General features: G+C 69.4%; 25 protein-coding genes. 12 read left to right on the top strand and 13 right to left on the bottom strand.

From position 1 onward, the window contains the following. Window positions 1-5: 5 nt before the first annotated feature. From Ate02nite_RS49005 to Ate02nite_RS28390, 10 genes are read right to left on the bottom strand one after another with little or no spacing between them, the layout of a single operon-like run. On the bottom strand, window positions 6-755 hold the full coding sequence (locus tag Ate02nite_RS49005) for a helix-turn-helix transcriptional regulator (RefSeq protein ID WP_239147763.1): 750 nt from the start codon (window positions 753-755) through the stop codon (window positions 6-8). A gap of 9 nt (window positions 756-764) precedes the next feature. After that, window positions 765-2,036 carry an Nramp family divalent metal transporter gene (locus Ate02nite_RS28430; protein WP_203810895.1) on the bottom strand — a complete coding sequence of 424 codons (1,272 nt, stop codon included), beginning with the start codon at window positions 2,034-2,036 and terminating at the stop codon, window positions 765-767. After that, window positions 2,037-3,731, bottom strand: coding sequence for a chaperonin GroEL (groL, locus tag Ate02nite_RS28425; protein WP_203810894.1), 1,695 nt, complete (start codon window positions 3,729-3,731; stop codon window positions 2,037-2,039). 11 nt (window positions 3,732-3,742) lie between these two features. Continuing rightward, a complete protein-coding gene (locus Ate02nite_RS28420; protein WP_203810893.1) occupies window positions 3,743-4,423 on the bottom strand; it encodes an iron-sulfur cluster assembly protein in 681 nt (226 codons plus the stop codon). Further along, window positions 4,420-5,490, bottom strand: coding sequence for an amidohydrolase family protein (locus tag Ate02nite_RS28415; RefSeq protein WP_203810892.1), 1,071 nt, complete (start codon window positions 5,488-5,490; stop codon window positions 4,420-4,422). Before Ate02nite_RS28415 ends, Ate02nite_RS28420 begins: the two co-directional genes overlap by 4 nt. Before the next feature lie 3 nt (window positions 5,491-5,493). Next, window positions 5,494-5,865, bottom strand: a complete 372-nt coding sequence (gene mimD / locus Ate02nite_RS28410) for a propane 2-monooxygenase effector subunit MimD (RefSeq protein WP_203810891.1) — start codon at window positions 5,863-5,865, stop codon at window positions 5,494-5,496. Then, window positions 5,862-7,031 (bottom strand): ferritin family protein, encoded by a 1,170-nt coding sequence (locus Ate02nite_RS28405; RefSeq protein WP_203810890.1) that lies wholly within the window; start codon window positions 7,029-7,031, stop codon window positions 5,862-5,864. Before Ate02nite_RS28405 ends, mimD begins: the two co-directional genes overlap by 4 nt. Next, window positions 7,031-8,047, bottom strand: coding sequence for an FAD-binding oxidoreductase (locus Ate02nite_RS28400; RefSeq protein WP_239147762.1), 1,017 nt, complete (start codon window positions 8,045-8,047; stop codon window positions 7,031-7,033). The genes Ate02nite_RS28405 and Ate02nite_RS28400 overlap by 1 nt, the downstream gene beginning before the upstream one ends. Window positions 8,048-8,066: 19 nt before the next feature. Beyond that, window positions 8,067-9,716, bottom strand: a complete 1,650-nt coding sequence (locus Ate02nite_RS28395) for a ferritin family protein (protein ID WP_239147761.1) — start codon at window positions 9,714-9,716, stop codon at window positions 8,067-8,069. A gap of 3 nt (window positions 9,717-9,719) precedes the next feature. Next, the gene (locus tag Ate02nite_RS28390) at window positions 9,720-9,956 is read right to left on the bottom strand and encodes a hypothetical protein (protein ID WP_203810888.1); all 237 of its coding nucleotides are present in this window, start codon (window positions 9,954-9,956) and stop codon (window positions 9,720-9,722) included. 105 nt (window positions 9,957-10,061) lie between these two features. Here Ate02nite_RS28390 and Ate02nite_RS28385 point away from each other — a divergent pair, with 105 nt between their 5' ends. Continuing rightward, window positions 10,062-11,834 (top strand): sigma-54-dependent Fis family transcriptional regulator, encoded by a 1,773-nt coding sequence (locus Ate02nite_RS28385; RefSeq protein ID WP_203810887.1) that lies wholly within the window; start codon window positions 10,062-10,064, stop codon window positions 11,832-11,834. Here the strand turns inward: Ate02nite_RS28385 and Ate02nite_RS28380 are convergent. Then, the gene (locus Ate02nite_RS28380) at window positions 11,801-14,038 is read right to left on the bottom strand and encodes an ATP-binding protein (protein WP_203810886.1); all 2,238 of its coding nucleotides are present in this window, start codon (window positions 14,036-14,038) and stop codon (window positions 11,801-11,803) included. The two genes, Ate02nite_RS28385 and Ate02nite_RS28380, sit on opposite strands and share 34 nt — an antisense overlap. Window positions 14,039-14,153: 115 nt before the next feature. Here Ate02nite_RS28380 and Ate02nite_RS28375 point away from each other — a divergent pair, with 115 nt between their 5' ends. From Ate02nite_RS28375 to Ate02nite_RS28325, 11 genes are all read left to right on the top strand, one after another. Then, window positions 14,154-14,528 carry a YbaB/EbfC family nucleoid-associated protein gene (locus Ate02nite_RS28375; protein WP_203810885.1) on the top strand — a complete coding sequence of 125 codons (375 nt, stop codon included), beginning with the start codon at window positions 14,154-14,156 and terminating at the stop codon, window positions 14,526-14,528. Continuing rightward, window positions 14,525-14,839: a type VII secretion target gene (locus Ate02nite_RS28370; protein ID WP_203810884.1), complete on the top strand. Its 315-nt coding sequence runs from the start codon at window positions 14,525-14,527 to the stop codon at window positions 14,837-14,839. The genes Ate02nite_RS28375 and Ate02nite_RS28370 overlap by 4 nt, the downstream gene beginning before the upstream one ends. Beyond that, complete coding sequence (locus tag Ate02nite_RS28365; RefSeq protein WP_203810883.1) at window positions 14,836-16,149, top strand: WXG100 family type VII secretion target; 1,314 nt, start codon at window positions 14,836-14,838, stop codon at window positions 16,147-16,149. Before Ate02nite_RS28370 ends, Ate02nite_RS28365 begins: the two co-directional genes overlap by 4 nt. 2 nt (window positions 16,150-16,151) lie before the next feature. After that, window positions 16,152-16,538, top strand: a complete 387-nt coding sequence (locus Ate02nite_RS28360; RefSeq protein ID WP_203810882.1) for a hypothetical protein — start codon at window positions 16,152-16,154, stop codon at window positions 16,536-16,538. A gap of 14 nt (window positions 16,539-16,552) precedes the next feature. After that, window positions 16,553-17,152: a toll/interleukin-1 receptor domain-containing protein gene (locus Ate02nite_RS28355; protein ID WP_203810881.1), complete on the top strand. Its 600-nt coding sequence runs from the start codon at window positions 16,553-16,555 to the stop codon at window positions 17,150-17,152. Beyond that, on the top strand, window positions 17,149-18,903 hold the full coding sequence (locus tag Ate02nite_RS28350; RefSeq protein ID WP_203810880.1) for a tyrosine-protein kinase family protein: 1,755 nt from the start codon (window positions 17,149-17,151) through the stop codon (window positions 18,901-18,903). Before Ate02nite_RS28355 ends, Ate02nite_RS28350 begins: the two co-directional genes overlap by 4 nt. Before the next feature lie 72 nt (window positions 18,904-18,975). Further along, the gene (locus tag Ate02nite_RS28345) at window positions 18,976-19,500 is read left to right on the top strand and encodes a SigE family RNA polymerase sigma factor (protein WP_203810879.1); all 525 of its coding nucleotides are present in this window, start codon (window positions 18,976-18,978) and stop codon (window positions 19,498-19,500) included. Next, the gene (locus tag Ate02nite_RS28340) at window positions 19,497-20,420 is read left to right on the top strand and encodes a hypothetical protein (RefSeq protein ID WP_203810878.1); all 924 of its coding nucleotides are present in this window, start codon (window positions 19,497-19,499) and stop codon (window positions 20,418-20,420) included. Before Ate02nite_RS28345 ends, Ate02nite_RS28340 begins: the two co-directional genes overlap by 4 nt. 31 nt (window positions 20,421-20,451) lie before the next feature. Continuing rightward, window positions 20,452-20,745, top strand: coding sequence for an ArsR/SmtB family transcription factor (locus Ate02nite_RS28335; RefSeq protein ID WP_203810877.1), 294 nt, complete (start codon window positions 20,452-20,454; stop codon window positions 20,743-20,745). Between the two features lie 11 nt (window positions 20,746-20,756). Next, a complete protein-coding gene (locus tag Ate02nite_RS28330) occupies window positions 20,757-21,089 on the top strand; it encodes a VOC family protein (protein ID WP_203810876.1) in 333 nt (110 codons plus the stop codon). Between the two features lie 46 nt (window positions 21,090-21,135). After that, window positions 21,136-21,591 carry a hypothetical protein gene (locus Ate02nite_RS28325; RefSeq protein ID WP_203810875.1) on the top strand — a complete coding sequence of 152 codons (456 nt, stop codon included), beginning with the start codon at window positions 21,136-21,138 and terminating at the stop codon, window positions 21,589-21,591. Window positions 21,592-21,608: 17 nt separating this feature from the next. On the opposite strand, the gene Ate02nite_RS49525 is transcribed toward Ate02nite_RS28325, so the two are convergent. Both Ate02nite_RS49525 and Ate02nite_RS28320 read right to left on the bottom strand, forming a co-directional pair. Beyond that, entirely contained in the window at window positions 21,609-21,743 is a 135-nt protein-coding gene (locus tag Ate02nite_RS49525; RefSeq protein ID WP_275422965.1) for a hypothetical protein, read from the bottom strand. A 74-nt stretch (window positions 21,744-21,817) separates the two neighbouring features. Then, window positions 21,818-22,387 (bottom strand): TetR/AcrR family transcriptional regulator, encoded by a 570-nt coding sequence (locus Ate02nite_RS28320; RefSeq protein WP_203810874.1) that lies wholly within the window; start codon window positions 22,385-22,387, stop codon window positions 21,818-21,820. Window positions 22,388-22,431: the final 44 nt, after the last annotated feature.

Genomic DNA, 22,431 nt, shown 5'->3' with positions numbered 1-22,431 from the left:
AGGCGTCACCCGATCGCGGTATGGGGTGAATTCCCCAGTCCGGCCGGGAGCCAGCCGTTGTCCAGCGCGGTCACCACCGCGGTGGTGCGGTTGGAGGCGCCGGTCTTGCGCATGATCGCGCCGACGTGCTTCTCGACGGTCTTCGGCGACAGCCGCAGCCGGGTGGCGATCTCGCGGTAGGTCAGGCCCTGGCGGAGCAGCTCCAGCACGTCCGTCTCCCGGCCGGTGAACGGGCCGGTGAACGGGGTCGCGGGCACCGGCACCGGGTCGGGCCGGTCGGCGCCGGTCCGGACGATCGCGGCCGCCGCGGTCTGGGTCAGTGCCTCGAGCTCGTCGAGTTCCCGGGTGGAGAAGAAGCCGGCGCGGGGTGCGAAGGTCACGCTCACCGCGATGACGTCGCCCCGCCACCAGATCGGCACGGCCGCGGCCGACCGGTGCCGAACCGGATCACCGCCGGCCAGATGCCCGGCCCGCAGCTGCCCGTACTCCGGGATGACGACCGGCCGCCGGCTGCCGTACGCCCGCCCGGTGGCCCCCTCGTCGAGCGGGAACCGGTCGCCCAGCCGGCAGAGAGCCCCGTGCTCGGCCGCCTTCGTGTAGTGCCCGGCCGCCGCGTCGATCAGCGAGATGCTGCCCGCGGCCGAGTCGGTGAGCCACGCGCAGTGCTGCAGGAGCCGCCGCAGCACAGCCTCCAGCCGCAGTTCGCCGTAGACGTCGGCCACCGCCGCCGCGAGCCGGAACTCTTCCCCGGTCACCACCCGAATCTATGTTCCCGGACGCCCGGTAAGGAAGGGCGTGAAGCTGACCAGAAGCAGGTAGGCGTTCAGGGCGATGATCAGCGCGGCCGCCAGCGACGCCGCCACCGTGGTCAGGGGGTGGTTGGCGAAGACGCCCATGATGTCTCGGCGGCGGGTTACCAGGATCAGCGGGACCAGGGCGAACGGGATGCCGAAGGAGAGCACCACCTGGGAGATCACCAGGCTGTCGGTCGGTGGCAGGCCCAGGGCCAGCACGGTCAGGGCCGGGGTCATGGTCACCGCGCGGCGGACGAACAGCGGGATCCGGCGGCGGATGAAGCCCTGCATCACGATCTGGCCGGCGTACGTGCCCACCGAGGACGACGACAGGCCGGAGGCCAGCAGCGCCACCGCGAAGGCCAGCGCCGCGCCGCCGCCGACCATCCGGCCCAGGCCGTCGTGGGCCGACTGGATGGCGTCGTCGGAGGCGAAGATGGCCGTCTGGTGGAACAGGGACGCAGCCACCACCAGCATGGACAGGTTGATCAGGCCGGCCGCGCCCAGGCCGATCAGGACGTCCATCCGCTGGAAGCGCAGCAGTTCGCGCTTCTCGCCGTCGTCGCGGCAGGCCACCCGGGACTTGGTCAGCGCGGAGTGCAGGTAGACGACGTGCGGCATGACCGTCGCGCCGATGATGCCGCAGACCAGGATCAGGCTGTCGCTGCCGGCCAGCCTGGGCACCAGACCGGACGCGACGCCGGCCGGGGAGGCGCCCACCACGATCAGGTCGTACAGGAAACCGAGCAGGACTATCCCGAGCAGGGCGGCAATCGCCAGTTCGAAGCGGCGATAGCCGCGTTGTTCGAGGGCCAGGATGCCGAACGCGACCACCGCGGTGAGCAGGCCGGCGGGGAACAGCGGGACGTGGAACAGCAGGTAGAGGCCGACCGCGGCGCCCAGGAACTCGGCCAGGTCGGTGGCCATCGCGACGATCTCGGCCTGTACCCACAGACCGCGGGAGACCGGGCGGGGGAAATGTTCGCGGCACAGTTCGGGCAGGTCGCGGCCGGTGGCCACGCCGGTCTTGGCCGACAGGTACTGCACCAGCATCGCGGTCAGGTTGGCGGCGACGATGACCCAGACCAGCGTGTAGCCGAACTTGGCGCCGGCGGCGAAGTTGGTGGCGAAGTTACCGGGGTCCACATAGGCCACGGCGGCGACGAAGGCCGGGCCGAGCAGGGTGATGGAGCCCCGAGCCCGCATCTGGCGGAATGCGGACTCGGGGACGACGACGGCCATTTATCCGACGGACGGGCCGAGGCCCAGCGACTGCGGGGTGCTCGAATCCGGCGACGGCTGGCGCAGGCCCTCGTCCAGCTCGCCGATCTCGGACATCAACGCGGCGCTGCCACCCCACGGCGTCTGCTCCTCGGCGACCAGGGTGTTGGTGGTCAGCAGCAGGCCGGCCACCGACGCGCCGTTCTGCAGGGCCGAGCGGGCGACCCGCAGCGGGTCGACGATGCCCATCTCGATCATGTTGCCGTAGCGGCCCTGCAGCGCGTCGAAGCCGTCGTCCGGGCCGAGTTGGGTGACCCGGGTGACGACCTCCTGGCCGGAGAAGCCGGCGTTGGTGGCGATCAGGAAGGTGGGCTCGGGCAGCGCCCGCCGGACGATCTCGACGCCGGTGGCGTAGTCCTCGTCCTTGATCTCCAGGCCGTCCAGCGCGTCGGCGGCGTGCAGCAGGGCCGCGCCGCCGCCGGCCACGATGCCCTCGGCCATCGCCGCGCGGGTGGCCGAGAGTGCGTCCTCGACCCGATGCTGCAGCTCCTTGAGCTCGGCCGGGGTCGGGGCGCCGACGTGGATGATGGCGACCTTGCCGGTCAGGGCGCCGATCCGCTCGGTCAGCACGTCCTCGTCGGCGCCGAAGGTGGCCCGGCCCAGCTCGGCCCGCAGCTGGGTGACCCGGAACTCGACGTCGCTGGGTGAACCGCCGCCGCCGAGGATCGCGGTGCGTTCGGCCTCGACCAGCACCTGGTCGGCCCGGCCGAGGTGGTCGAGCGTCATGGTCTCCAGGGTGAAGCCGGAGTGCCGGCTGTAGACCGAGGCGCCGGTGATCGCGGCGATGTCCTCCAGCTTGTGCAGCCGGCGGTCGCCGAAGCCGGGCGCGCGCACGGCCACGCACTGGAAGATGCCGTTCACGTGGTTGTGGGTGAGCATCGACAGGGCGGTGCCCTCGACGTTCTCGGCGATGATCACCAGTGGCCGGGGCGCTCGCATGATCTTGTCGAGCAGCGGCATGAGCTCCTGCACCTTGGTGATCTTCTCGCTGCACAGCAGGATGTAGGGGTCCTCGACGAGCGCCTGCAACCGGCCCGGGTCGGTGACCATGTAGGGCGACAGGTACCCGTTGTCGAACTCGAAACCCTCGACGAAGTCGACGCTCATCCCGTGCCGCTGCGATTCCTCGACCGTCACGATCCCGCCGTCGCCCACCGTGTGCAGCGCCTTCGCGATGATCGCGCCGACCATGTCGTCGTCGTTGGCCGAGATCGACGCCACCCGGGTCAGATCCTGCTCACTGCTGACCTCGCGGGCCACCGCGCGCAGCCGTTCCACCAGACGATCAACGGCCAGGTCAACCCCTCTTTTGACCCGTACGGGGTTAGCACCCGACCCGATCGCCGACATCCCCTCCCGGACGATCGCCTGGGCCAGCACGGTCGCGGTGGTCGTACCGTCCCCGACGATGTCGTTGGTCTTGATCGCCGCTTCCTTGACCAGCTGCGCGCCCATGTTCTCGAACTGGTTCTTGAGGTGGATCTCGCGCGCGATGGTGACGCCGTCGTTGGTGACCACCGGCGAGCCGGTGATCTTCTCGAGGATGACGTTGCGGCCTTTCGGGCCGAGCGTCGACTTGACCGCCTCGGCCAGCTTGTCGACTCCGGTCTGTAGCAGGGTGCGCGCCTCCGCGCCGAATCGAAGTTCCTTGGCCATCGGTGGTCTCCTCAGCCGTTGTCGGGGTAGCGGTGGCGCAGCATGCCGCGGCAGATGCCGGTGTTCGCGTCGAGGCTGGTCCGGGTGAGACGGGCCTTGCGCAGATGCAGCGGCACCGCGTCGGCCGCGATCGGGGCGCCGGTGATCGGGTCGATGAGCAGCGGGGAGTCGTCGCCGGCGGGTAGCCCGAGCTCCCGGCGGCGGCGCCGAAGACGGTCGAGGGCGTTCGAAGGCGGCAGGTCGCCGAGCTTGGCCGCGGACAAATCGGACGGATCGCGGCTCAGTGGGCGGCACACGACGTCTGTCCCGGCCATGACCGATTTGCGAATGAAGTCGATGCGGAGCTGGTCGAGCTCACCGGCCGCCTCACCGTCGAACGACCGCGCGAACCCGGCCCGCGCGGCCACCCCGTCGTTGATCGCGTCGGACGCAAAATGCTCGTCGAGGATCACGGTGGTGGAACGGATCTCGTCGAGAGCGGACACCGCGTCGTAGGCGTCGGCCACCATCAGGTACGCGAAATTGGGCGCGCAGAAGTAGGTCGGCAGCCGCAGATGCACCTCGGCCACGCCGTCCGGCGACACGACCGCGGAGGCCACGAAGCCGAGCGTGGTGATCGGCTCGTCCAGCTCGGGGTCGCGCACCCCGGCCAGAGCGGCCAGGATGCGCGATCCCACGATGGCGGTGGTCATGCCGGCGAGGCCGCCGGCGACTCGGTACTGACGCCCACCGCGTCGTCCCGAGCCGCCGGTGCCCCCTCGCCCGCGCCGAGCCTGTATTCCTCGGGGACTTCAATGCCGTACAGCTTGGCGGCATTGAGTCCGAGGATCTTCTTCTTGGTCGCCGTGGTCACCCGGGGGTAATCGGAGAACTCGTCGCTCGGATAGTCCCAGTCGACGAAGCCCTCGATCTGCCACTTCGGCTCCCAGATGCCGTAGTCGCTGCCGAACGTCATCTTGTCCTCGCCGACCCAGAACAGCAGCTCGCCCATCACCTTCGCGAAGAACTTGGGCCGGGCGTGCATGAGCCCGCCGATGACCACCGACAGGCCGGCGTACACGTTGGGCTCCTGGGTCGCCATGAAGCAGAAGTCCTCGATGCGGGGCAGGCCGACGTGCTCGACGATGAAGTTCAGGTCGGGGAAGTCGGTCGCCGCGTGGTCGACGTCGGAGACGTCGAAGGCGTCCTTGTCCAGCGGCCAGATCGTCGGGCCCTTGTGCACGTGGATGTTCTTGATCCCGAGCTCCTGGCACTTCTCCAGGTACCGGTACGCGCCCGGGTCCTTGAGCGTCCAGCCGCGGGAGCCGTTGTTCCACTCGGCGGTGTAGAGCTTGACGCCGATGCTGCCGTAGCGGTCGACGTTCTCGGCGAGCCGTTTGAGCCCGTCGTCGCCGTCGCGCGGGTCCCAGCGGGTGTTGGTGACGAACCGGCCGGGGTGCTTGGCGCCGAGCGCGGCGTTGCGCTCGGTGGTGTTGAACCCCTCCCGGTACCACTCGGTCAGGTACGTCGGCTGGAAGATCGCCACGTCCACGTAACCGTCGTCGAAGACGTCCTTGATCAGGTCGTCCTCGGTGTAGCTCATGAACTTCTCGATCGACCAGTGCGTCGACTCCGGCCCGAGGCTCTGGTAAGCGTGGAAGCACTCGATCCAGCCCTTGGCGTACTTCTCGGCGCCCGGGACCCAGTTGTCCGGTCCCGCGCTCCAGTAGTGCATGTGGCTGTCGACGACGAAGTACTTCTCCCCGTCCTTCTCGTACATGATTTACCGTCCCGGCTTGAGATCGAAGCCGATGAACTCGGCGGCGTCTTCGGGGTTGGCGAACATGATCGTGCGGTCGTCCTCGTGGATCATGCGGCCGTAGTGGGTCGACATGCTCTCCTCGAACTGAGCGTTGTCGAAGAAGCCCGGCTCCTCGCCGAGCGCCTCGGAGACCTCGTCGTAGACGACGTCCATCCGGTTGGTGGCGTCGACCCGGATCATCGACGGCAGCGGGGTCACCCGTACGTTCGGCTTGGTCTTCATGACCTCGGCGACCACCACGCCGATCTGGTTGTTCATCAGCGTGAAGCCGCACATGTTGGACGCGGTGTTGTCCGACTTGAACGGGCTCTCGGAGATCCTGAACCGGGTCACCGTTCCACCTCCTTGGGCAGGTCCAGGCTCAGGTCCTCGACGATGCCGGCGAAGCGGCTCTTGACCCGGTCGAGTGCGTCCTCGAAGCGCGCCGGCTTGCTGTCCGGCTGCGACCACAGCGGTTGCAGCAGCCGGGCGGCCGGGACGGCGAGCCCGACCCAGTGGGCCAGCCAGCCGTTCATGATCCGGCTGTTGTGCTCGGCGAACTCCCGGTCGTTGCTGAGCAGGTCGAAGATCGCGGTGGAGTAGCGCAGGTCGCGCTCGGCGAAGTCGTACTCCTCGGCGCCGACGATCGTCGGGGTGACGAAGTCGCCGTTGCGCGGGGCGGCCTGCATGACCAGGTGACTGCGGAACAGTTCGCCGATCAGCGGCTGGAAGACGATGTTGGCCGCGAAGATCGCCTCGGCCCAGTCGTCGATCGCGGTCAGCTGCTCGGCCAGGTCGCGCACGCCCTGCCAGGTCGGGTCGGAGTTCCAGGTGTCCAGGTGGGCGGCGCCGGCGAAGGCTTCGATCTCCTCGTCCAGGGTGAGCTGGTAGAGCGCCAGGTCCTGGGCGGCCCGGATCAGGTGCATGCTGTTCACCGCGATGGCGGTGTTGTGCATGTTGGTCGGCCCGCGCCGGTTGGCGTTGGCGAACAGGTAGAGGCCTAGGCCGTGGTCGACGTGCATCCACGCGCCCACGTGCTGCGACACGAACCGCACCCAGTTCGGGTTCCACTGGTCGAAGGCCTTGGCTTGCTTGGCCGCGTCGATGTTCTGGTTGACCTGCCGCACCACGTTGGCGTTGTAGCGGTAGAGCGACAGCTCCCACTCCTCGTTGGGGTCGCGGAACTCGTGCCAGCCGTGGGCCGGCCACTCGTAGCCCTGGCCGCCCGATCCGGGGCTGCGCACCGGTTCCGGGCGGTCGCTGCCCCAGGCCTTGAGCGCGGTCCAGTCCAGCGGGTAGCCGCCCTTGCCGTTGGCGAAGCCGTAGAGCCAGCCCTGGGCGAGGTAGTGCCGCGGGTCCGGCTGCACCTCGACCGTGACGTCCTCGTAGTGGGTCTGCTTGCGCTTGCGTGGCACGTAGTAGTTGAACCGGCGCGCGGTCGAATCCGGGAACTCCTTGGCACCGGCCTCGGCGTCGGTGAAGACGGGCTTGGGAACGCTACGTTCCGTCGCGGTCGTCATCAGTCCTCCCCACCTGTGGTCGTGAATTTGTCGTAGTAGATGTGCTTCTCGGGCGCGCCGAGCTGGGCCAGCAGCGGCATGGCCGCCTCGACCATCGGCGGGGGTCCACAGAGGTAGGCGTGCGCGCCGCGCAGGTCGACCTCGAAACGTTTGAGCACGTCGGTGATGAACCCGACCTCGCCGTCCCAGTCCTCGCCGGCGGCCGGCTCGGACAGGGCGGGCACGAACTGGAAATCCGGGAGTTTCTGTTTCAGCGCTTTGATCTCAGAGACAAAACAAAGATCTTTGGCCGTACGGGCTCCGTAGTAGAAAACGGCTTTGCGCTGGATACCGCGCTCGGCCATCGACCGCAGCAGCGCGAGAATCGGGGCCAAGCCGGCCCCGCCGCCGACGAAGATCAGGTCCCGGTCGGGGGCGTCGCGCAGGGTGAACACCCCGAACGGCCCGGTCAGCTCCAGCCGGTCTCCGACCTTCAGCTTCTGGTCGAGGAACGACGAGAAGATCCCGTCCGGGTAGACCTTGATGACGAACTCGAGCCTCTTCTTCGAGGTGGTCGCCATCGAGAACGAGCGGGTGATCTCGGTGCCCGGGACCTTGATGTCCACGTACTGGCCCGGGAAGAACGTCATCTCGGCCGGCTCGATCAGCTGGAGCACCAGGTGCCGGAGGTCGTGTGTCACCTGGTCGATCGACACGACCTCCGCCACCGCGTTGAGGATGGGCAGCCCCGAGCGGATCATCTCCTCGTCGAAGTTGAGCAGCTCGATCGTCACGTCCTCGTACACGTGCGCCCGGCACAGGAGGGTGAAGCCCTCCTCCTTCTCGTAGTCGGGCAACGCGAACGTGGAGTAACGGTCGAGCTCGATGTCGTCACCGTCGAGGACGAACGACTTGCAGGCCGCGCACTGCCCCTCCTTGCACCCGTGCATGAGCATCAGCCCCTGCTCGGACGCGGAGCGCAGCACGGTCTGCTCCTCGTCGACCTCGATCTCGATGCCGACCGGCTCGAATCTCACCCGGTGCTTCTCGCCCATGTCAGTCCCGTGCCGGCCGTCCGGCCGGGCCGCCCCTGATGTAGTTCGCGTGGAACGCCGCCCGATCCGCGTCGGTCATCTGGTTGAGCAGCACGTTCGGGCTCTGCAGGTTGGGCATGCGGCGCAGGTGGTCCAGCGTCCACAGCTTCTTCGGGTCGTCCAGGTTCAGGTGCGGCTGGGCGACCATGGTCTTGCCGTCATCCCGGACGAAGCCCATGTCCTTGACCACGTCGGCCCAGTTCCAGCCGTGGTACAGGGTTTCCCACTCGCGGGCGCCGATCAGCTGACCCATGTTCGGGGTGTTGCGGCCCTGGTAGGTGGGGCGGAACGCCTCGACGTCGGTCCACCGGCAGGCCTCGTGGCAGTACGTGCGCCACTGACCGTCCACCTCGGCCATCACCATGTCCTCGCGGACCAGGCACGGGACCATGCAGACCCAGCAGCGGTGCGGGTACTGGTAGTCGACGTCCTCGGCGACGATCGGGTGGTGGCCGTTCGGCGTACTCAGGCGGTTGTACTGCTCCCACCACTTGCCGTACCGGTCGTACCAGCCCGGGTATTTGTATTCGAACCACTCGAAGTCCTTGTCGGTCATCGGGTCGATCCGCCAGTAATTGGCCAGCCAGCCGGTCGCGAAGAACTGGGCCACCTCGTGCACGTAACCCTTGTTCCAGATCTGGTTCCAGGCTTCTTCGATCAGGTCGTGCGGGATGACCAGGCCGTACTTCTCGAGCGGCACCAGGTAGCTGCGGTAGTAGTCGTCGTAGATCCAGCGGCGCCACATCTCCGCGTACGATTCGCGGTCCTTGCGGCGGTCCTTGGTGCCGTACTCGATGAAGGTGCCGATTGCGGCGTCCACCACCCGGTGGTTGTTCCACCAGGCGTACCGCAGGTCGCGTTCGAGCAGCTGGTGGTTGCCCTCGTCGGCGAGCGCCATCAGCAGGGTGGCGTACCCGTTGGAGATGTGCCGGGACTCGTCCGACTGCACCGAGTGGAACACCGTCGGCAGCAGATAGTCGCCGTTCGCGGCGGCCTCGGCCGGCATCGCGACGAACAGCGTGTTGGTGAACGCGGTCTCGGCCACGATGGTCAGGTAGATGCTCGCCGCGGTGATCGCGTCACCGGTGATGAAACCCTCGGCGAACTGCCGGCCGATGGTGCCGCAGTAGTCGTTCTGGAAGTTGCGCAGGCTCGAGTTGAAGCCGGCCGGGTCGATGTAGTTGTTCATGTACAGGCGCTTGAGGTTCTGCTGGATCGTCGAGTGCCGTACCTCGTCGATCATTTGAATGGCCTGGCCGTTGTGCAGTTCCGGGTTGGGCACGTTGCGGAACAGCAGCGGCATCGCCCGGGCCGCCGAGATCTCCGGCAGCGGGATGATCGACAGGAACAGCTTCTGCCACTCCAGCCAGCGCTCCTGCACCTGGCGGAACATGTTGCCGCGGATCGCGCCGTCCGACGCGCCGTACACCCGGTGGTCCTTCTCCTCCTGCATCGGGAAGTACGACCGCAGCACCTGCTTGAGCGGGTCTTTCTTCTGGGCCTTGCGGAACGTGTAGTCCGTTCCGTACTGCGAGACGGGCTGGTGGTACATCGGTTCCCAGGACAGCTCTTGGATCTTCTGATGAGCCCTGGCCACGCTCTGCCGACTCATTCGTCACTCCTCTTCGCTGAAAATCGCGGCCCTGATCTGGGCGAGGTGGCGCTGGACGTTCTCGCCGACCTGGCGATCGCCTTCCGCAGCCGGTTCGATGCCGAGAGCACGCAGCAGGTCCGCGGCGGGCGCGCCCGGATCGGCGCCGCCCAGCGTCGGATGCAGGCCCTGGCCGGCCAGGTGGTGGAAGACCACATTGACCACGGACCAGGGATTGAACGTCTCGGCTGCCGACTCCATTGCCGGAGTCCATCGCGGTATCCGCGAAACGGGGGTCTCAACATGAGACGAGGGCGGGCGGCAGCGCGCGTAGGTTGTTAACCAGTTCGAAACAAGGGGGCGCCGATGCCACCTGCTTCGCAGCCCGAACTGGCCAGGACGCGCGAGCAGTTCCTCACGTCCGAAGAGATAGAACCCCATCTGGTCCGCGACGCGATCCTTGCCTCCTGGTGGCGATCGCGCCGCTGGAACGTGGCAGCCGACCGGGTCGACCTGACCTATCAGCGCGACCCCGACCTGGACACGCCGCTCACCCGCAGTGCCCTGCCGGTCCTGCGGCATCTGCGGGAACACCTCGACAACCAGCCGATCAGCATCATCCTGACCGACTCGGCCGGCCTCGTGCTGACCCGGCTCGACGCGGGCCGCGACCTCGACGCCCACCTCGACCGGGTCAACCTGGCGCCCGGCTTCAGCTACGCCGAGGAGTACGTCGGCACCAACGGGATCGGCACCGCGCTGGAGGGCGGCCGCCCGATGCAGGTGTTCGGGCACGAGCACTACGCCGAGCACCTGGAGGACCTCGCCTGCGCCGGGGTGCCGATCCACCACCCGATCTCCGGCAAGACGGTCGGCGCGGTCGACCTGACCTGCTGGCGGCGCGACGCCGACCCGCTGCTGCTGGCGCTGGCCAAGACCACGGCCGGGCAGATCCAGCAGGCGTTGCTGGCCGACAGCGGGATCCGCGAACTCGAGCTCCTCCAGGAATATCTGCGCACCTGTAGGCGTACGGCCGGAATTGTCTTTGCCTTGAACAACGACGTCGTGATGATGAACGACAACGCGCGGCACGCCCTCGACCCGGCCGAACAGGCGGTGCTGCTGGCGCAGGCGGCCGAGACGCTGGCCGGCCGCAATCCGACGGCGTCGCTCGAGGTGGAGCTGCCGAGCGGCCTCAAGGCGCGGATGTTCTGCCGGCCGGTCCGGGGCGAGGGCCGGCTCACCGGGGGAGTCGTGCACGTGAAGCTGGCCGAGCGGCCGGGCGGCGTACACCTGGACGCGGTCCCCTCGCCGCGGATGTTCCTACCCGGTCTGGTCGGCTCCGGCGGCCTCTGGCTGCGCGGCTGCCACCAGGTGAAATCGGTCTACGCGGCGGGCGACTGGCTGGCCCTGGAGGGCGAGGCCGGGGTCGGCAAGCTTGCCGTGATCCGGGCGATCCACCAGCACGACAGCCCCGGCGCGCACTTCGCGGTGATCGACGCGGCCGAACCCGGCCGCGGCTGGCTGCGCGACGTGCGCACCGAGCTCGGCACCGAGGGCGCCCTGGTCATCCAGCACGCCGACCAGCTGACCGGCAGCACCCTGCGATCGTTGTCCGGGCTGCTGGAGACGGCCCGGGCCGGCGGATCGACCCCCTGGGTGGCGGTCACCCTGAGTCAGCGCCACGACGGCAGCGAGCTGGCCGACCTGCTGCGCTTCTTCCCGAGCACGGTCGAGCTGCCTCCGCTGCGCTACCACCTGGAGGACGTCCCGACCCTGGTCTCGTTCTTCCTGACCCGGCTGGTGCCGGACGGCCGGCTGCGCTGCTCGCCGGAGGCGATGCAGATGCTGAGCCGGTCGAGCTGGCCGGGCAACATCGAGCAGCTGTTCCAGGTCCTGCGCAACATCGTCCAGCACCGCCGCAGCGGAGCCATCCAACCCGGCGACCTGCCGCCGGAATGCCGGACGGTGAGCCGTCGCCTGCTCAGCCCGCTGGAGGCGATGGAACGCGACGCGATCGTCCGCAGCCTGCTGGACTGGGACGGCAGCAAGACCAAGGCCGCCGCCGCCCTGGGCATGTCCCGGGCCACCATCTACCGCAAGATTCACGAGTACGGGATAGTCGCCCCCGGCAAATGAGGCAGCACCCGGCGGGTGGCGACCGGTGCGGTGCCCATCAGCGGCAGGGTGAACGAGATCAGGGTGCCGCCGCCCGGGTTGTCGGCCGCCACGATGTCGCCGCCGTGCCGCTCGACGACGCGATGGCAGATGGCCAGCCCCAGGCCGGTGCCGGGATACCCACCGGCGTGCTGCGCCACCCGGTGGAAGGAGGTGAACACCCGGGGCTGCTCGTCCGCCGGGATGCCGATGCCGCGGTCCGCGATGTCGATCCGGACCCGGCCGTCCGGCGCCGGATGAGCGGAGATCACGACATGGGCGAGCTGGCCCGGGCGGGTGTATTTGAGGGCGTTGCCGATCAGGTTGTCCAGCAGCTGGCGCACCATGGCCCGATCGACGAGCACCAGCGGCAACGCCGCGGTGGTGATGTCCGGCATCGGTGGCTGCGGCTCGCCGGGAACCCGCAGGTGCGTGGTGTGGTCGGCGACGACCTCGTCGACGAGCTTGCGCAGCGGCACCGGTTCCAGGTTGAGGCGGCCGTCGCGGGCGGTGGCATAGGCGAGAAGGTCGTCGATCAGCCGGCGCATCCGGTCGACACCGCTGGTGATCCGGGCCGCGATGGGCTGGAGCGTGGCCACGTCGTCGCCTTCGGCCAGGCCGTAGCTCAGCAGCTCGGCGTACCCGGCTACGACCGACAGTGGAGTTCGCAGGTCGTGCGCGGCGACCGCGGCGAAGGCCTGCAGGTCGTTTATCGACGCGGCCAGTTCGGCCTCGGCCGCCTTGCGCGCGGTCACGTCGTGGAAGACGGCCACCGCCCCCACCTGGCTGTTCGCCCGGTGCAGCGGCCGGGCCGACACGCTGAGCGTGAGCGGTTCCGGGTGGTTCTCGTTGCGGATCACCAGCTCGGCCTGCTCGGTGTGCTCTCCGATCAGCGCCCGGACCAGCGGCAGATCAGCGGTGCGGCACGGGGTGACGCCGTCGGCCTCGTAGAAGCCGTATCGAGCGGCCAGGTCGCGCTCGTCGGCGTGTTCCGTGGAGTGGATCATGTCGTGCGCTGCCGGGTTGAACACGAGCTGGTTGCTGTGCTCGTCGATGACCACCACGCCGTCGCTGATGCTGTTCATCACGGCTTCCAGCAGGCCGGCTTGCTCCCGGGCGGTGCTCTCGGCGGCGACCAGGTCGCTGGTCGCAGTGCGCACCTTCGCCTCGGCGCGGGCCCGGCCGGTGGCCAGCACCCAGACCAGGCCGGCCAGGATCAGCCCCAGCAGGCTGCCGGCGACCGCGACGACCGCGGGCAGCTCGTTGATGCCGCCCGGCAGGGCCGCCGCCGGGGCGGCGACGTGCAGTTGCCACCGATGGTCGGCGACCGTGATGGAGCCGTCGCTGGTCAGATCCCGGCGGCCGATGTTCGTCGAGCGCACGGCGGCGACCGCGACCGGGTGGCCGGCCGCGTCGTCGGCGGTCAGCGTGACGTCGAGCAACCCCTGCGAGACCTGGGACAGGGCGGTGTCCAGGAACTGCTGTCCCCGCAACCCCATCAGGATCCAGCCGCTCTGGATCCGCGCGCCGGTGACCGGGGAGGTCGCGTAGACCGGGGCGGTGAGGACGAACGACATCTGCCGCTGCGCCTCCGGCAGATTCCGGTCGATGAGCAGCTGGTAGGCGTCGGAGATGCTCACCTGCCCGGTGTGCCGGGCCGCCTCCAGGGCCCGGACGGGGGCCGGGGCCTGCCCGACGTCGATACCGGAGAGCGGCCGGCCGGTCGAGTCGTCCAGCCAGCGGGAGAACACGGTGAACAGATGCTCGCGCACCGGGCCGGCGGGTTGCAGCCGCAGGTTGGGCAGGCCACGGGTGCGCCATCGCGCCTGGGTGGCCGCGATCTGCCCGTCGGTGGCCGGGACCACGTAGACCACCGAGGTCGCCCCGGCCAGCTGCCGCCCCGCCAGCGGCGCCGTGACCTGGGCAAACTTAGCCGCCGTCAGATTCTCGAACGCGCCGGTGGCCGAGGCGATCGCGCCGACCGCGTCGACGTACCGGCCGATTTCGGCGGTCGCGGCCGCCACCACCAGCTCGTTACGCCGGGCCAGCTGCAGCTCGGCGTTGTCGTGCTGCCCAGCCGCAAGAGCCGCCGCGGCCCCGAACGCAGCGATCATCGCGATCAGCGCAACCATCCCGGCCAGCAGCAGCGCCTGCCGCGCACGCAGCCTAGCTGCCAGTCCCCTCACGCCTTTCCAGTCGGCAGGCCCGCCCGGTGAGCTGATCGTCAGTGCCGAATCATCCCTGCCGTCCGGTTTACCGACTTGATTACTATGCTCGATGGTCGACATCGATGGGGGCCATGTGTTCGACGGAATCAGCTGGGACGACGCGGATCGGACCATCGACGACTGGCAGGCCGGCTTCGAACGCCGGGCGGCGCAGGCCCGCGAGCTGGCCGGCCGGATGGAGGCCATCACGGCGACGGCGTGCAGCCGGGACCGGCTCGTCGAGGTGACCGTCGGCCGCTCGGGCGAGCTCACCGATCTGCGGCTCGACGAGGAGATCCGGCAGCAGCCGGCCGCGCGGACCGCGCGGGAGATCCTGGCCACGATCGCGACCGCCCGGGTGGCGCTGGCCGGGAAGGTGCGGGAGGCGGTCGAGGACACGATCGGTGCGGAGTCGGAGACCGGTAGGGCCGTCCTCAAGGGCTATCCGACCGGGGACGAGCCGGCGTGACCGATCAGTTCTCGGTGATCACGGACGATATCGCCGCGCACGCGCGCTCGGTCGATGCGATCGGGGACGGCGTCCAGGAGGCGGGGGACGCTGGTCGGACGGTGCGGGCCGGCGGTGACGCGTACGGAAAGGTCTGTAATTTTCTTCCGCCTTTGATGGGGTTTCTGCAGGACACCCTGATCCAGGGGATCACCGACAGCGCGAACGACCTGCGGGACACCGCGGCCAAGCTGCGCGCGACCGCCGAGGAGTACGACTCCACCGACGCCGGCAGCGCCGACGCGATCACTCGTAGCGGGCGGCTACCGTGACCAATCCGCTGGTCGCCGCCCCCTCCACCGCCGGACCCGGCGCGTTCACCGGCATCGCCCCGGTCGAGGACATCCAGCAGATCTACGCCGCGGTGCAGAGCGGATCATGGGTGGACGGCGCGCTCGGCGTGGCCGGCGGCGCCCTGGACGCGCTGGCCTTCGTTTCCGACCCGATCGGCGGGCTGCTGCAGTACGGCGTCGCCTGGATCATCGAGCACGTCAAGCCGCTCTCCGAGGCGCTGGACTGGCTGGCAGGCGACCCGAACTCGATCACCGCGCAGGCACAGACCTGGACGAACATCGCGGGCCGGCTGGCCGGCGAGGCCGAGACGCTGTCCCGGGCGGCCGGCTGGGACACCGCCGACTGGACCGGAACCGCCGCCGACGCCTACCGGGCGCACGCCACCCGGCGGATCACCGACCTGCAGGCGCTCAGCCGGGCATCGGAGACGATGGCGCTGATCACCGAGGGCGCCGGTATGCTCGTCGGCACCGTGCGGGTGATGGTGCGGGACGCGATCGCCACCGTGGTGTCCCGGCTGATCTCGTACGCCATCGAGGAATTGGCCACCCTCGGTCTGGCCAGCCCACTCGTCGTCGAGCAGGTGAGCACGCTCTGCGCGTCGTGGGCCGCGAAGATCGGCCGCTGGCTCAAGCAGCTGGTCGCCAGCATGAAGAAGCTGGCCCAGGCGATGAAGGAGCTCGGCGAGGCGATTCGCGGGCTGCGCAAGGGCGGTCCTCGTGCGGATATGGGCAAACGGGGGGACTGGAAAAACCCGGGTGACCGCCCGCAGACCCCCACCCGCCCGCCGGACGGCTACCTGCCCACCGGCGACCCGGTCTATCACGGGCCGAACTCCACGGCGGTCGGGTACGACAGCAGCACGATGCGCAACTTCGATCACGTGCAGCCCGAGCCCGGCGTGCACGACGTGGTGGTGCACGGCGAACCCAACGGCACGTTCCGGCCCGGCGTGGTCGGCGAGGACGGCGGCAAGTACCCGCACAACTACACCAACCCCGAGCAGATCGCCCAGGCGGTGCGGGACAACCCGAACTACGTGCCCGGCCAGCCGGTGCGCCTGGTCTCCTGCCACACCGGCCGGGTCGACGCCAACCCCGACCTGCCCGACCTGGTGCCGGCCGGCCAGCAGGTGGCCGACTCGCTCGGCGTGCCGGTGACGGCCCCGACGCAGGCGGTCGGTGTGCCCCTATACGGTGATGGCCAGTACGTGCCCAAGATTGCCAACAACCCCAAACTCCCCGAAGGTAAATGGGTCACCTTCTGGCCCCGGAATACAGGGAGCTGACCGTGCGGACCGCCGGAATGTTCGTCGAACTCGGGCAGACCCGTCACCCCGAGCCGCCGCAGAGCATCGCCGACCACCTCGGGGCGGAGCCGCTCGAGGACGCCGACCAGGTGACGCAGTACCTGGACAACGGCTACCTGCTGATCGACATGATGGACGTCGAGCGCGACGTCCTCGACCCGGAGCAGGAGATCCTCAGCGGCTCGTCGATCATGACGGACGGCGAGTGGCTCTGGCGCCAGGACCTCTCCTACTACGTACGCCGCCACCACGTCACCCTGCCGCCGGACCTGCTGGCCACCATCCGGGAGCGGCACTACACGATGCCGGCGGTCGACCTGGAGCGTCTGATCACCCTTACCGGCTACGCCGACCACTTCGCGTTCTAGGCCGGGAGGCGGCGGTGGCCTACGAGTACGACGTCTTCCTCAGCTATACGCGGACCGGCACCGGGCGCTGGGTGCGCGAGCATCTGTATCCCGCGCTGACGCACAGCCTGGAGAACGCCATGCCCCGGCAGCCGCGGGTGTTCGTCGACTGGCAGCAGGAGAGCGGGACGGTCTGGCCGGAGAACCTGGCCAACGCGCTGCAGACGTCCCGGGTGATGGTGCCAGTGTTCTCGCCGCCGTACTTCCGGTCGGCCTGGTGCCGGACCGAACTGGCCACCATCGCGCATCGGGAGCGGCTGCTGGAGCTCGGCACCCGGCGCCATCCGCAGGGGCTCACCCATCCGGTGATCTTCGCCGATGGCAAGCACTTCCCGCCCGAGGCCCAGCGCCTGCAGGGGGTGAGCCTGATCAAGTGGGGTGTCGACATGACGTACGAGGGCTACTCGAAGTCCCCGGCTTACGTCGGCTTCCTCAAGGCGGTCAGGGCGTTCGCGATCACGCTGGCCGACCGGATCGAGCGGGTGCCCGCGTGGCAGCCGGACTGGCCGGTGGTCGAGGCGGAACCACTGCCCGAGGTACGGGCCGAACTGCCCCGGCTCTGGGGAACTTCATGATCGTCACGTTCTACTCGTACAAGGGTGGCGTCGGACGTTCTTTCTGCCTGGCCAACGTCGGGGTGATCCTGGCCAGGTGGGGTTACCGGGTGCTCTGCGTCGACTGGGACCTGGAGGCGCCGGGCCTGCACCAGTACTTCACCGCCGCCGCGGACGGTCCCGGCGTGGTGGAACTGATCCATGCCTTCGCGAACGGGGAGAGCCCGGACTGGGACGGCGCGGAGATATCGGTCGAGGAGACGGCGGGCGGCGGGTCGCTCTCGCTGGTGCCGGCCGGTCGCCTCGACGACGGCTACCCGGAACGGGTGCAGCGGCTCGACTGGGAGGCGCTCTACCGCGAGGACGACCTCGGCAGCCACCTCGAGGACGTCCGCGACCGGTGGGCCGAACGGTACGACTTCGTCCTGCTGGACAGCCGGACCGGAGTGACCGACATCGGCGGCATCTGCACGGCCCAGCTGCCCGATCTGCTGGCGCTGTGCTTCGTCGCCAACCGGCAGAGCCTGGACGGTGCCGCCGACGTGGCCCGGCGGGCCTCGATCGCGCGTAACGCCCTGCCGTACGAGCGCTTCCGGGTGTTGACCTTGCCGTTGCTGGCCCGGCTGGATTCGCGCGAGGAGTACCACCTGGCCGCACGCTGGCAGGCCAGCGCGGCGGAGGCGATGCAGGAGTTCTACGACCAGTGGGTGCCGACCGGCGTGGGCGCGCTGAGCCTGATCGAGCAGACCACCGTTCCGCACGTGCCGGTGTGGAGCTTCGGCGAGGAGATCCCGGCCCGGACCGAACGCGGCTCGAACCCGCAGCTGGTGACCTACACCTTCGAGACGATCGCGGCGCTTGTCGCCCGCCACCTGACCAACGCCGACGAGCTGGTCCGGTCGCGCGACGAATACGTCCGGGTGGCCCGCCAGGGCTACGACCCCGCGCGTCCCGAGCCGCCGTCCGATCCGCCGGCCTGGTCCGACGACGTACGCATCGCCATGTGGGGTCCGCCGCGCAGTGGGAAGACCACGCTTCTCAACAGCCTGGCCCTGGCCATGCGGGCCGAACCGGGCGGCAGCATCACCGCCGTTGACGAATCAGCGCTGGACTTCATCGTGTCGGCCGAGCGGGATCTGGCCGGCGCGCGGCAATTCCCGGCGGCGACCGCGGTCTCATCCCGGGTTCGGCTGCAGGTGGACCGGTCGATTCCGGACCCGACCTGGCTCGACCGGCTGCTGCGTCGCCCGCCGCGGCGCCGCCGCCCGGTTCAGTTCCGGATCGACGTGCTCGACCCGCCGGGGGAGGCCTTCCTCGTCGCCGGATCCGCGCAGACCGAGGTGCTGAACTCCCTGGTGGAGGCGGACGGCCTGCTCCTCACCATCGATCCGGTCGGCGGCAATGCCGGCTACGAGGAGTTCCTGCCGCGGCTGAAGTTGATGATGGGCGAGCGGGGACGCCTCATCGAGGGGCGCCTGCCGTACTACGTCGCCGTCTGCGTGACCAAGTTCGACGAGCCGCTCGTGGCCGCCGAGGCGGTTCAGCGGGGACTCGCCGAGCGCGGTGAGATCGTCCCCGACCAGCTGGCCGAGCGCTACATGGAATCGGCCGGGCTCATCCCGTACGCGCTGAAGTCGTATTTTCTCCCGGACCGGATCCGGTACTTCGTCACCTCGGCGGTCGGCGGGGGAAACACCGGCTCGGGCCAGCCGCGCAACGTGGTCGAGCCGTTCTTCTGGCTGGCACAGCAGACCCGGCGGTCCCAGCCGTAGAGAATTTCGCGGGCTGTCGTTGGCAACCCACCTCCGTCTCCGGTCGTACTTGGATTGACGGAAGGAGAGCGAGTGCGGTCGAAGAACTTTGACGGGCTCGACGCGTTTGTCGCCGAACGTGGCAGCGCGCTGCTGGCCACCGCGGTGTTCCTGACCGGCAGCCGGGTCGCGGGTGAGGACCTGTTGCAGGCGGGGCTGGAGCGGCTCATGCGTAAGTGGCACCGGGTTCGCGGTGATCCGGAGGGTTACCTGCGGCGGCTGTTGTACCACTTGGCGGTCGACCAGTGGCGTGGCCGCCGGCGGCAGCCGGAGGTGCTGATGGATGTCGATCCGGGGAGCCACTCCGACGGCACCGATCATCTGCATCTGCGGCAGGTACTCATCCAGGCGCTGGCGGCGCTGCCGCCGCGGCAGCGGGTGGTGCTGGTGCTGCGGTACTGGGAGGAACTCAGCGAGGCGGAGATCGCGGCGGCGCTGGGTTGTTCGACGGGCACGGTCAAATCCTCGGCCTCGCGCGGGCTGGCCCGCCTGCGCGAGCTGACCGCCACCGTGTGGGCCCCCGAGGAACTCATGAGCGAGACGGAGCAGAGCAGATGACTGACCAACTGGAGCAGCAGCTCGTTGCGGGGTTCCGCGAGTACGCGGCCGACGTCCGGCTCGACACCGACGTTCTGGGCGCCGCCACGGCGCGTCACCAGCGGCGCACCAACATTCGCCGGGCGATGTTCGCCGGTGGCGCGGTCGGCGTCGCGGCGGCGCTGAGCGGGGTGCTGGTGCTCGGCAACATCGGGCAGCCGCCGGTGGATGCCCCTCGACCGTCCGCGGCGGGAACCCCGGCGCCGGCGTTGCAGCTGGCCGCGGCCGTGCAGGCCACCTCGCAGACCAGCTTCCGGCTGCGGATGACTCTCACGCGTTCCTACGAGACCGGCCGGCTGGCGGGGTACACCGAGAGCGAGGAGTACACGGGGGCGTTCGACGCGGCCGCCGACCGTGGATACCTGCGCATCGGGCCCAACCGGGTTCGCGGCGAGATCGTCGGCACCCCGGTCCCGGTCGAGATGCGCATCATCGGCGATGACGTGTACGTGGGGCGACCGGACATCGATGCGTGGAAGCGGCCCATCCAGCGGTCGGAACTGGCGGTTCTGCTCGGCACCGCGAATCCGGCGACCTCGTCCATCCTCCGGAATCTGACAGTCGATCCGGTGGTGCTGCTGGACATGCTGCGGCATCTCGGCAGCATCACCCCGGCTGGGCGGACGGGCAGCGGGAACACCGCGGTCGACGCCTACACCTTCGCCTACGACGTCGCGCCCGACGCGTCAACCGCCGCGCACCAGGTCACCGGCGGCGTCGAGATCGGCGTCGAGTCGCACCTGCTGGCCCGGATCACCCAGCAGACCACGACCACCGGCGCGAACCCGGCAGTCGCCGACGGACAGCCACTGACCTGGCGCACGGCCATCGAGTTCTCCGGCTATGGCACCGCCGTACCGGTAACGAAGCCGGGGGATTGACTATTTCGGGTCTACCCGAAATAGTTGCCGGGTGACAGCGCTCGCACTTGCCGACGGGGAAGCCGACGAGTTGCTGCGGGCGCTGGCTCACCCGGCTCGCCGGGAGATCCTTCGGCGGTGCTGGGATGGGCCGGTTTCGGCCGGGGCGCTGGCCGATGGGCTGGGGCTGGCGCCGGCCAGTGTGTCCGAGCATCTCAAGGTCCTGCGCAAGACCGGGCTGGCGGTGCTCACCCGGGAGGGCACCTTCCGGTGGTACCGGGCCGACCCGGACCGGGTCGCCGCGCTCACCGCGTGGCTGACCTCTTTCCCGACCGATACGCCCTGAGGAGCGGTCCTATGCAGAGTCCCGTCGTGCACTTCGACATCGCCGGTCCGAATGAGAAGGAGCAGCATCTGTTCTACGCCGACCTGCTCGGCTGGAACGTCGACGCCAAAGGCCCGGGCTACGCCCTGGTGCGGACGCCGGACGGCGGCCCGAACGGTGCGCTGATCGACGCCGACACGGCCTCGGTGACCATCGGCATCGCGGTCGCCGACCTCGACGCGGCGCTCGCCCGGGCCGTCGAACTCGGCGGTTCTGTGCTGATGCCCCGCACCGACAACGGCTGGGTCGTGAAGGCTCAGGTCACCGACCCGGCCGGCAACGTCCTGACGCTTATCCAGCAGTAGGATCGTCTCGGGTTTCACCGCGGGATTACCTCGGAAGCGGGCTGTCGTGAGCATCCACTTGTCCAGAGGGGGCACGCTGCGGCGGGTCGTGCTGAGCTGCGACGTGGCGGGCTGCCCGGTTCAGTTGGAACCGCCGGCCATCGAGGCGTGGCGCAGTGACCCGGACGCCCGGTCGTGGGCTCGTGATCACGCGGCCGGCTGGACCGCCGACCCGGTGCGGCAGACCGATTACTGCCCGGAACACGCCTCGTTCAGCGCGGCCCCGGCGGCCGGCCACGTCCCGCCTCGGCCGACGGCGACCGCACGGGATCGGGCCGGCAATCCGCTCAACCGCGACGACTACGCAAAACGGCTGCGGGAACAGCTGGCCGGCGGTGACCGGGCCACAGTTGCGGCCCGGCTGCTGGACGAACTGGCCGGCGTCTATCGCGGGGAGAGCCTGGGGGAGCTGGCCTTGGAGATCTCCGCGCTGCTCGAAGGCCGGCCCCGCGACCGGAACTGATCCGGCCGGCGGAGTGCTTAGCGGCCGGTGGGCGGGATGGTCGAGGAGTGGCCGTTCTTCTCGTCGCGCTTCAGGCGCTTCGCGGTCTGCTTCTCCTTGATCGTCTTGCCCTTTTTCTTGATGTTCGCCTTGGTCGTCGAGTCCTTGGACATGATCGAAACTCCCTAGGGGCCGATCGAAGAAGCTAGGCATGCTGACCATACGCCCGATTTGGACAAAAGGAGCGCTAGCCGATCCGGGCAATCAGCATGCGGAGCAGGTCGTCGCCGGTGACGTGCCACTTCTCGGCGGTCAGCTGGCCGCTGTTCTCCATCGCGACGATGCCGTGCACGCTCGTCATCAGCAGCGCGCCGATCGGGCCGGCCCGGTCCTTGTCGCCGATGACGTCCGCGACGATGGCGAGGAACTGGTCGTGCGTGCGAGAAACCGCGGCCAGAGCCTCCGGATGATCGGCGCCGGGGGCGGCAAACATCAACCCATAGGCGTACGGGCGTCGCCGGCCGGTCTCCATGAGCCCTGACAGGGCCTGCTCGAGCCGCTCGGCCGGTGCCCGGCGCCGGTCGGTGATCAGCGCGTCGAGTTGCTCGCCGACCGCCTCCCAGCTGCGGGCCGCGACCGCGGCGAGCAGATGTTCCTTGTCGGGGAAGTGCCCGTAGGGCGCGCCGCGGGACACTCCGGCCCGGGCACCCACCGCGCGCAGCGTCACGGCGTCGGGGCCGCCCTCGTCGAGCAGTTCGGCCGCGGCGTCGAGCAGCGCACGCCGGGTCGCGGCCGCGCTGTCCGCTCTGCTGCTCACGCCGACAACTTACCTGACAGCGTCACCCGGTTCACTTGACATTG

Source organism: Paractinoplanes tereljensis (assembly GCF_016862435.1).
In the GTDB taxonomy this organism is placed as follows: Bacteria; Actinomycetota; Actinomycetes; order Mycobacteriales; family Micromonosporaceae; genus Actinoplanes; species Actinoplanes tereljensis.
Note: the sequence above shows the minus strand (reverse complement) of the source record. Positions and strands in the feature narration are given on the sequence as shown.

What these genes read in the sequence shown, in the direction of transcription:
- Ate02nite_RS28405 (WP_203810890.1), bottom strand. Translation starts at nt 7,031, where the DNA reads ATGACGACCGCGACGGAACGTAGCGTTCCCAAGCCCGTCTTCACCGAC.
- Ate02nite_RS28420 (WP_203810893.1), bottom strand. Translation starts at nt 4,423, where the DNA reads ATGACCACCGCCATCGTGGGATCGCGCATCCTGGCCGCTCTGGCCGGG.
- Ate02nite_RS28430 (WP_203810895.1), bottom strand. Translation starts at nt 2,036, where the DNA reads ATGGCCGTCGTCGTCCCCGAGTCCGCATTCCGCCAGATGCGGGCTCGG.
- Ate02nite_RS28330 (WP_203810876.1), top strand. Translation starts at nt 20,757, where the DNA reads ATGCAGAGTCCCGTCGTGCACTTCGACATCGCCGGTCCGAATGAGAAG.
- Ate02nite_RS28350 (WP_203810880.1), top strand. Translation starts at nt 17,149, where the DNA reads ATGATCGTCACGTTCTACTCGTACAAGGGTGGCGTCGGACGTTCTTTC.
- Ate02nite_RS49525 (WP_275422965.1), bottom strand. Translation starts at nt 21,743, where the DNA reads ATGTCCAAGGACTCGACGACCAAGGCGAACATCAAGAAAAAGGGCAAG.
- Ate02nite_RS28415 (WP_203810892.1), bottom strand. Translation starts at nt 5,490, where the DNA reads ATGTACGAGAAGGACGGGGAGAAGTACTTCGTCGTCGACAGCCACATG.
- Ate02nite_RS28390 (WP_203810888.1), bottom strand. Translation starts at nt 9,956, where the DNA reads ATGGAGTCGGCAGCCGAGACGTTCAATCCCTGGTCCGTGGTCAATGTG.
- Ate02nite_RS28395 (WP_239147761.1), bottom strand. Translation starts at nt 9,716, where the DNA reads ATGAGTCGGCAGAGCGTGGCCAGGGCTCATCAGAAGATCCAAGAGCTG.
- Ate02nite_RS28385 (WP_203810887.1), top strand. Translation starts at nt 10,062, where the DNA reads ATGCCACCTGCTTCGCAGCCCGAACTGGCCAGGACGCGCGAGCAGTTC.
- Ate02nite_RS28340 (WP_203810878.1), top strand. Translation starts at nt 19,497, where the DNA reads ATGACTGACCAACTGGAGCAGCAGCTCGTTGCGGGGTTCCGCGAGTAC.
- groL (WP_203810894.1), bottom strand. Translation starts at nt 3,731, where the DNA reads ATGGCCAAGGAACTTCGATTCGGCGCGGAGGCGCGCACCCTGCTACAG.